The sequence below is a fragment of the Bacillus sp. BHET2 genome, assembly GCF_005938125.1.
Classification (GTDB): domain Bacteria; phylum Bacillota; class Bacilli; order Bacillales; family Bacillaceae_B; genus Rossellomorea.
Window position 1 is genome coordinate 83996 of the sequence record NZ_VCQN01000007.1, and the last position, 9221, is coordinate 93216.

General features: G+C 41.1%; 11 protein-coding genes. 9 read left to right on the forward strand and 2 right to left on the reverse strand.

The window, feature by feature from the left end; genetic code table 11:
* Positions 1-58: 58 nt before the first annotated feature.
* Entirely contained in the window at positions 59-1348 is a 1290-nt protein-coding gene (locus FGG79_RS19590) for a glutamate-1-semialdehyde 2,1-aminomutase (protein WP_138781451.1), read from the reverse strand.
* A 203-nt stretch (positions 1349-1551) separates the two neighbouring features.
* Here FGG79_RS19590 and FGG79_RS19595 point away from each other — a divergent pair, with 203 nt between their 5' ends.
* The 8 genes from FGG79_RS19595 to perR all read left to right on the forward strand — a co-directional run bounded on the left by FGG79_RS19595 (position 1552) and on the right by perR (position 7454).
* A complete protein-coding gene (locus FGG79_RS19595; RefSeq protein ID WP_138781452.1) occupies positions 1552-2562 on the forward strand; it encodes an ABC transporter ATP-binding protein in 1011 nt (336 codons plus the stop codon).
* Positions 2563-2616: 54 nt separating this feature from the next.
* The gene (locus FGG79_RS19600) at positions 2617-3408 is read left to right on the forward strand and encodes an ABC transporter permease (protein ID WP_138781454.1); all 792 of its coding nucleotides are present in this window, start codon (positions 2617-2619) and stop codon (positions 3406-3408) included.
* A 3-nt stretch (positions 3409-3411) separates the two neighbouring features.
* A complete protein-coding gene (locus tag FGG79_RS19605; protein ID WP_138781456.1) occupies positions 3412-4197 on the forward strand; it encodes an ABC transporter permease in 786 nt (261 codons plus the stop codon).
* A 61-nt stretch (positions 4198-4258) separates the two neighbouring features.
* Complete coding sequence (locus FGG79_RS19610; RefSeq protein WP_138781459.1) at positions 4259-4663, forward strand: ion channel; 405 nt, start codon at positions 4259-4261, stop codon at positions 4661-4663.
* 66 nt (positions 4664-4729) lie between these two features.
* Positions 4730-5194, forward strand: coding sequence for a thioredoxin-dependent thiol peroxidase (bcp, locus tag FGG79_RS19615; protein ID WP_138781461.1), 465 nt, complete (start codon positions 4730-4732; stop codon positions 5192-5194).
* A gap of 225 nt (positions 5195-5419) precedes the next feature.
* On the forward strand, positions 5420-6370 hold the full coding sequence (locus tag FGG79_RS19620) for a D-2-hydroxyacid dehydrogenase (protein WP_138781463.1): 951 nt from the start codon (positions 5420-5422) through the stop codon (positions 6368-6370).
* A gap of 1 nt (position 6371) precedes the next feature.
* Positions 6372-6920 (forward strand): cob(I)yrinic acid a,c-diamide adenosyltransferase, encoded by a 549-nt coding sequence (locus FGG79_RS19625; RefSeq protein WP_138781465.1) that lies wholly within the window; start codon positions 6372-6374, stop codon positions 6918-6920.
* A gap of 93 nt (positions 6921-7013) precedes the next feature.
* Complete coding sequence (gene perR, locus FGG79_RS19630) at positions 7014-7454, forward strand: peroxide-responsive transcriptional repressor PerR (RefSeq protein WP_276607985.1); 441 nt, start codon at positions 7014-7016, stop codon at positions 7452-7454.
* 88 nt (positions 7455-7542) lie between these two features.
* Here the strand turns inward: perR and FGG79_RS19635 are convergent, their stop codons facing one another.
* Positions 7543-7893: a YgzB family protein gene (locus FGG79_RS19635; protein WP_138781469.1), complete on the reverse strand. Its 351-nt coding sequence runs from the start codon at positions 7891-7893 to the stop codon at positions 7543-7545.
* A gap of 154 nt (positions 7894-8047) precedes the next feature.
* On the opposite strand from FGG79_RS19635, the gene FGG79_RS19640 reads away from it, so the two are divergent.
* Positions 8048-8914, forward strand: coding sequence for a nucleotidyltransferase-like protein (locus FGG79_RS19640; protein WP_138781471.1), 867 nt, complete (start codon positions 8048-8050; stop codon positions 8912-8914).
* Positions 8915-9221 lie beyond the last annotated feature (307 nt).

Sequence of the window (9221 nt, forward strand, 5' to 3'; positions counted from 1 at the left end):
AAGACTGCCCAGCCTGGGTGTGATCTCCGGTCTGGGCAGTCTTTTTGTTGATATTCTTCTATATTAATTGTCCGAAAGCACGATCGACCGCTTTAAGGGTTTCCTGGATATCCTGTTCAGTATGAGCCGTTGTAAGGAACCACGCTTCGTATTTGGAAGGAGCAAGATTGATTCCTTGATTCAACATCAGCTTAAAGAACTTGGCAAACATTTCGCCATCGGTTGCTTCCGCTTGATCATAGTTTTCCACTTTCTCTGTTGTGAAGTAGAGTGTAAGAGCACCCTTCAGCCTGTTGATGGAGATTGGTGTGTTATACTTTTCAGCTGCAGTCAATATACCCTTTTCGAGCATAGCCCCAAGTCGGTCTAATTCTTCGTATACTCCATCTTCTTTCAACACTTCAAGACAAGCGATCCCAGAAAGAATCGATGCTGGGTTACCTGCCATTGTTCCTGCCTGATAAGCAGGTCCTAATGGTGCCACTTGTTCCATAATTTCTTTCTTCCCGCCATATGCACCGATAGGGAGACCACCGCCAATGATTTTTCCCAGGGCTGTTAAATCTGGTTTCACTTTTAACATGTCTTGTGCGCCGCCATACATGAAGCGGAATGCCGTGATGACTTCATCATAAATGACAAGGGAACTGGCATTATGAGCGATGTCATTCACTTGTTCGAGGAAGCCTTCCTTTGGCTCTACAATTCCAAAGTTTCCGACGATCGGCTCTACAAGAACCGCCGCGATTTGATCTCCCCATTTTTCCATAGCTGCCTTAAATGGTTCAATGTCGTTAAATGGGACAGTGATAACTTCCTGCGCGATGCTCTTTGGAACGCCTGCAGAATCTGGAGTCCCTAGTGTAGCAGGACCAGAACCTGCTGCGACCAAGACTAAATCTGAGTGGCCGTGGTAACAACCTGCAAACTTGATGACTTTGTCTTTACCTGTATACGCTCTTGCCACCCTGATTGTGGTCATTACCGCTTCTGTACCTGAGTTAACGAATCGGACTTTGTCCATGTAAGGCATGGCTTCTTTGATCATTTTGGCAAACTTCACTTCATGACGGGTTGGCGTTCCATAAAGAACCCCATTTTCTGCTGCTTTCGTAATCGCCTCTGTAATATGAGGGTGGGCATGTCCGGTTATGATCGGGCCGTATGCTGCAAGGTAATCGATATATTTGTTTCCATCAACATCCCAGAAGTACGCACCCTGTCCTCTTTCCATGGCAACAGGGGAACCGCCGCCTACTCCTTTATAGGAACGAGATGGGCTGTTTACACCTCCGACAATATGTTCCAGCGCTTCTGTATGTAAAGTTTCTGATTCAGTGAATTTCATGTGTGTCCTCCCGGAAAGAATGTATTTTTCTATGTAGTACATCTTCTATTGTAGTACGGTCTTTTCCACTTTAGCAAATAGGGAATCAATGGGTACACTAATTTCAAAAGCAGACTGTTCAATTGGACATAGGTCTGTGTGGTACACTATTCTTTGTTTGTTAAAGATACACCTATACTTATTTTAATCTAGGAGGACGCAAGATGAATGCAATTGAAGTGAATCATTTGCGTAAAGAATTCAAAGCTTTTTCCAGTCGTTCAGGACTTAAGGGTGCGTTTAGGGATTTGTTTACCCGTAATTATAAAATTGTTCCTGCCGTAAACGATATTTCTTTTCATGTGAAACAGGGTGAGATGGTCGGATACATTGGTGAAAATGGAGCAGGAAAGTCCACGACAATCAAAATGATGACTGGGATTTTGACCCCGACAGGAGGAGAGGTGACTGTAAACGGAATGAACCCTCATCGTGATCGTGAAAAATTCGTCCAGACCATCGGCGTAGTATTCGGTCAACGTTCACAGCTCTGGTGGGATATTGCGGTACAAGAATCCTTTCAGTTGTTGAAGAAAGTGTACAAAGTACCGGATCAACAATACAAGGAGCATATGGATCATGTGATTGAAACTTTGGACATTGCTCCGCTTCTGGACAAGCCTGTCCGTAAGCTGTCACTTGGGCAGCGAATGAGATGTGAATTAGCAGCAGCACTAGTACATAATCCGCCTTTACTCTTCCTTGATGAACCGACAATCGGATTAGATGTTCTCGTGAAGCTGAAAATTCGCCAGTTTCTAAAAGAAATCAACGAGAAATACAATACCACGATTCTATTGACAACCCATGATTTAACCGACATTGAAGCTCTATGTGAACGTGTCGTAATGTTAGATGAAGGGAAAATCATTTACGACGGGGAACTCAGCCAGTTGAAAGAAAATTGGGGAGACCAAAAGGAAGTCGTATTTCAATTCCTCGATGATACGTCCTTGTCTGCCTTAATTGACCTCACAAAAAATCAAAACATCTCGTGGTCTTTTGATGAGAAAAAGCAGACTTATTCAGCGGTTACAGAAGCGGATGAAGAAATCATTTCACAGCTTATAACTAGAGTTGTTGCGAACTTTAAAGTGAAGGACATGAAGATAGAAGAAACGACCACTGAGGAGATCATTCGGAACATTTATGAAAAAGGGGCAGTGGCAAGGTGAGCAATGGAATAGAAGTAGTCATTCCATTCGGTAGATCATGTCAAGGAGGTTATCATGGCTAAGTATATCGAAATGATTCGCATCCGATTCCTGATGATGCTAGCATATCGAACTAACTATTATAGTGGAATATTAATTTACAGTATTAATATCGGTGCCTACTATTTCTTATGGCAGGCCATCTACGGTGGGAAACAGGATATTGAAGGATTATCGATCATTCAAATGACCACTTATGTAGCTGTCTCCTGGATGGCGAGGGCATTTTACTTTAATAATATTGATAGGGAAATTGCACAAGAAATAAAAGAGGGGAAGGTGGCCGTTGAATTTATCCGACCCTATAACTACCTTGGAATGAAAACGATGCAGGGACTGGGAGAAGGAGTGTTCAGGTTGGCGTTCTTTTCATTCCCAGGTATGATCATCGTAAGCTTGGTTTTCCCTCTTCAAATCGGTACAGGATTTGACACGATAGGTTTATTTGCCATTTCTATCTTGTTTAGTTTCATCATTAATACTCAGATCAATTTACTGACGGGAATTACCACGTTCTTCTTATTCAATAATGATGGTTTGATCCGGGCAAAGCGGGTTGTGATCGACTTGTTCTCAGGGTTATTGCTTCCGATTCACTTCTTTCCTTTGTGGGCGCAGAACGTGATGGAGTACTTGCCGTTTCAGAGTATCAGTTATGTTCCGAGCATGATTTTCACCAATGGATTTTCAACATCAGAAGCCTTTAATGCCATAATGATGCAAGGTATGTGGTCATTGCTTCTTCTTATACCCATTAAAGTGCTCTGGGTCATTGCAAAAAAACAAATGATTATTCAAGGAGGGTGACCGATGTTTTATGTGAAGATGTTTTTTCAATACGTCGCCCAGTACATGAAGATCAGGCTGCAATATAGAGCCGACTTGATTGTCGAAATTCTATCTGATTTATTATTTCAAGCTGTGAATCTAGTATTCATTCTGGTTGTATTCGGACACACCCAGATGTTGAGTGGGTGGACCAGAGACGAAATCATTTTCATTTATGGCTTCTTCTTGGTTCCGTTTGCTCTATTTAGTTCGTTCTTCAATATATGGGATTTTAATGACAGATACGTGGTGAAGGGGGAGTTCGACAGGATTTTGACGAGACCCATCCATAGCTTATTTCAAGTGATTTTAGAGCGGATGGAGTTAGAGTCTCTTTTCGGAGTGATCACAGGAATGGCTGTCATGTTTTACGCAGGAGGCAGACTTGATATTACGTTTGAATGGTTTGAACCGATCCTGTTCATCATTTTTGTTTTCGGGGGTGCGCTCGTTTATGCAGGGATATTTATCGCCCTTGCAAGTATTGCCTTTTGGTCTGATGCGAAAACATCTATCATGCCAATGATGTACAATATCGGGAATTATGGAAGGTACCCGGTCGATATTTATAACAATGTAATCCGGTTTGTATTGACCTGGATTCTTCCTTTCGCATTTGTTGGCGTATATCCAGCTGCTTTTTTCCTTGAAAAGACTGAATGGTACACGTATTCGTTCCTCACTCCATTTGTCGGAATCGGATTTTTTATTTTTTCGATTGTGTTATGGAATGAAGGTGTGAAACGGTACCGAGGTGCAGGTAATTAGAATGATTTAGTGAAGATAAGCGTACATATACTAAGACAAGCGGAAAAAAGAGGGTATGTACATGCTTTATATCATTAGCTTTTTTATTCTTTTCTGTATGGTCATGAGCCTCCGCGCATTATTTTATCCTTCAAGGTGGAAAGAGCATCATGTTTCCTTTCATCATTTTCTTTTTTTGGGAATGAGCTACATTACAATTATGATCGGTTTTGGCCTATTGTTCACCTTGCTTGAGCTCGAGGGAATTCCGATCCTTGTAGAAGAAGGGACCCCTATAGCGGGTGATTTTCTCGATCATTTTTTTACGACGATGTATTTCAGTGGCATCACCCTCTTCTCTGTAGGGTATGGAGATGTAACGCCTGTGGGGATTGGGAGAGGGATTGCCCTTATTGAATCGTGGCTTGGATATACGATTCCCGCAGCCTTTGTCGTAAAATCCTTCCTTAACTTCGAAAGCAAGTAGCATATGGTTTGAGTTTTCCCCTCCTATTGGGTACGCTAAGGTCAGTACACAATAGGAGGGGAAAATATGACAGTTGATCAAAAAGCGCCTGAATTCGAACTACTTGCAAGCAATGGAGAAAAAGTGAAGCTTTCAGATTATCAAGGAAGAAATGTAGTCCTTTATTTTTACCCGAAGGACATGACGCCTGGCTGCACAACAGAAGCGTGTGATTTCAGGGATCAGCACGAGAGCTTTGAAGATCTTGATGCTGTTATCCTTGGAGTGAGTCCGGATCCAGTTGATAAACATGAAAAATTTGTAGACAAACATGGACTGCCGTTCCTGCTTCTTGTTGATGAAGATCATAAGGTGGCAGAGGAATACGGCGTGTGGAAGCTGAAGAAAAACTTCGGGAAAGAATACATGGGGATCGAGCGTTCCACCTTCATCATCGATAAAGAAGGGAACTTATCAAAGGAGTGGAGAAAGGTGAAAGTGAAGGGACATGTGGAAGAAGCTCTCGAGTATATTAAGGAGAATCTTTCATAAGCCTATTTTCAAGCCTATTTTAACTCGTGTGAGGCTTTTGTCCATTCACAAAAGCCGTATGGACATATAGTAAGAGTAGGGCAACCTCCTCAAAAAGTCAGTCTCATCCGTTTAGCAGGATCGACCAGGTCGATCCTCTTTTTTTATGCGCAAATGTGGTTAATACTAGGGAGGGATCTCGTCTATATGGTAAAATAATGGGCAATAGGGACGGGAGGCAACCTCATGAAAATCATTAGTACATTTCATCCTAAGGAAGAATTTATGTCAGACTTGAAGAATAGCTTTCCGCAGGTTGAATTTCTCTTTTATAAAAATATCCGTGAAGCAGAAAGAGAGCTTCCAAACGGAGAAGTGATTGTAACAATGGGGGAAGATTTAACGAGTGATCATATAAACATGAGTCATAAATGTAAATGGATCATGGTCACCTCGGCAGGTTTAGAAAAGATGCCATTCGAAGCCATCGGGAAGAAAGGTATATTCGTAACCAATGCAAGAGGGATCCATAAAACTCCGATGGCGGAATTTACAATTGGACTAATGCTTCAGCATGCGAAACAACTTCAAACTGTATGGAAACAGGAGAGAGATGCCCTTTGGAGTAGGAGACTTCCTACCTCAGAGATTTATCAAGCAACTCTTCTTATATTGGGGGCAGGTGCCATCGGAGGGGAAATCGCCCGCCTTGCACAAGCGTTTCAAATGAAGGTGATTGGTGTGAACTCTACAGGGGAAACAAGAGAATATTTCGATAGAATGTTGACCTTGGAAACATTTAGAGACCAGTTGCCAGACGCCGATTATATCGTATCTGTATTACCGAGCACTGAGGAAACGAAACACATCTTAACCGTTGACCATTTTGAGCAAATGAAAGAAACAGCTGTTTTTATCAACATTGGGCGAGGCGACCTGGTAGAGGAATCCGTTATCCTTGAAGCCACTGAAAAGAAGTTAATCGGTCATATATATCTTGATGTGTTTGATAAAGAGCCACTCCCTAAAGAGCATCCGTTTTGGAAAGCTGAAGGAATAACCGTGACACCTCACCTATCAAGCATCACATCAGAATATATGCCTAGAGCATTTGATATTTTTAAGAAGAATTTATCTACATACAGTGAAAATAGGGAAAACTTTATTAACGTGATTGATATAGAGAGGGGATATTAGTATGAAAATTTATACGAAAACGGGAGACAAAGGAACCACCTCATTGGTATACGGTACGCGCGTTTCCAAAAAAGATCAGCGCGTGGAAGCTTATGGAACATGCGATGAAGCAAATTCTATGATTGGTTTAGGTCTAAGTTACATCAAATCCGAATATTTTGATGGGAAAGAACAATTCGAGGGATTTTTTCATAAGGTGCAAACGATTCTGTTTCATGTTGGAGCGGAACTGGCTACTCCTTTAGGGAAAGAGGTAAAGTGGAAACTAGAAGATTTACATATAAAGGAATTAGAAGAACAAATCGATTTTCTCGATGGATCACTCTCCCCACTTAGTAATTTTATTCTTCCCGGAGGTCACCCGTCTGGAGCAGCACTTCATACAGCCCGGACAATTGTAAGAAGAGCCGAAAGGGAAGCTGTCGGGATTGATGAAGAGATTAATCCATTGGTCATGTCTTATTTGAACCGACTCTCCGATTACCTTTTCGTTGCCGGACGTTACATCAACCAGCAGCTGGGGGAAAAGGAACAAAACTTACATGAGTGAACAGTGAGAAAGATTGACAAAAGGGACCGTTGATTAGTACACTATTTATAAAGATTATAAAATAATAATTCTTATGAAAAGAGGTGCATGACGATGTCTGAAGAAGGACAATTAAAAGAAGCGATTTCGACATTGAAGGAAACGGGAGTCCGTATCACTCCTCAACGTCATGCGATATTAGAGTATCTCATTGATTCAATGGCCCATCCAACTGCTGATGACATATATAAAGCACTCGAAGGTAAATTCCCTAACATGAGTGTGGCGACTGTATACAATAACTTACGAGTATTTCGTGAAGTAGGATTAGTGAAAGAGTTGACATATGGTGATGCCTCTAGTCGCTTCGACTTTGTGACGACGGATCATTATCATGTCATCTGTGATGACTGTGGGAAAATCGTCGACTTTCATTATCCTGGTCTGGACGAAGTGGAACACCTCGCTTCCCATGTAACGGGATTTAAAGTGAGCAACCACCGTATGGAAATATACGGAACCTGCTCTGAATGCTCTACGAAAGAAACACACTAGTTGAGAATGGTTCTGAATTCAGAACCATTCTTTTATTTTGATAGGGATGAAAAAAGACCTTCAGCTGAAGGTCTTTTTTCATGGAGATTTATCTTTTCTTTTTATTGTAGTCTTCATTAAACGCTTCGCCTTCAAGATTCGGGTCAAGAGTAAGAGGTTCATTGCAATACATACACATGTCTACACGTCCTAGTACCTTGGTGACCTTTCCACAATTAGGGCATGTCACCTGAACAGCCTTAGTGGATAGCATCCCAATCCAGAAGTAGACAACTGTGCTTCCGATAATCCCTAAAAAACCCAGCAACATAAATGTTGTCATAACCCACGGATGTTCTCTAAAGTATATACCTACGTACATAATGATGAAGCCGATGAAAACTAAACTTAAGGCAAACGTACGGATTTTATTGATTTTACTCGAGTAATTTTTAGCCATTTGTTTGTCCCTCCTAAAAAAATACTATACCATATTTGTTGTAAGAAGAGGGATACGAAACCATTTTGTCGAAAAATGACTATAATAAGAGAAGGAAATCCCCTATGAATGTCGAATTAGTAACCAACCAATGAGTGATGTGGAGGAGTATGAAATGGAAGATATTTTACGACCGATATACCAAGAGCGTACAAGTCACCCCAATACTTTAGGAGCGCTTCTAATAGAACAAAGCAAGAAATCAAGTCCGTTGACCGATACCTTTGATATCGTCCTTTTTCTGGTAGTGAAAGAAAGCGACGAGCCGGTCTTCATCAAGCATTATTCCTATAAAGAACAAAAGGCAGCCTTGCATGTCGTAACCGAAGCCAAACTGAACGAGTGGATCTTACTTGGGTCCAACCGCAAAGTAATTGATTGGCTGTTAAACGGCAAAGTCCTTTTCGATCGCAACGAATATATTCATAATCTGAAAACAGAGCTACGAGACTTTCCTTTCTATGGAAGAAAGATAAAGATGGGGATGGAATTCGCCAAGTTGATCCGCCGTTACCTGGACGGCAAAGAATTCTTTGAAAGTAAGCATTATTTAGATGCCTACAATCATATCGTTCATTCATTGCATCATTTAGCTAGACTGGCAGTAATCGAAAACGGATTCCATCCCGAAGTGACCGTATGGAATCAGGTTAAACAAATAGAGCCAGAGATTTATAAGTTATATGAAGAACTTGTTACAAGTGATGAAGAAATCGATAAACGACTCGAACTGCTATTTCTGGCAAGTGAGTTTCTTATTCACTCACGAACAAAGGTATCTACCGAGCATCTATTAAACATCCTTGATCAAAAAGAACACTGGACATTCCAAGATCTACTCAATCATTCAGAAGCAAAACATTATTCCGTGGATTTAAGTATGCTTATCGAATATTTAACTGATAAGGGCTTCGTTGAAATCGTAGATGTGGAGACAAAGGGGCAGGGGATCTACCACCGCTATTATCGCGTTGCGAAATAATTATAGTAAAATATTATTTTTTCGTTGACTTCATACTTGAAGCTTGATATATTAGTCAATGTCGCTGCTGAACGACGACAACGAGCGGTCAGTGGCGACTTAAAAAAGACTTAAAAAGTTGTTGACATTAAGGTCTCATCTTGATAAGATAAAAAAGTCGCTTAAACGAAGCACTTACACATTGAACCTTGAAAACTGAACAAAACAAGACAATACGTCAACGTAAATTCTAGATTTATTTTTAAAGAGCTATTCAAACTTTTATCGGAGAGTTTGATCCTGGCTCAGGACGAACGCTGGCGGCGTG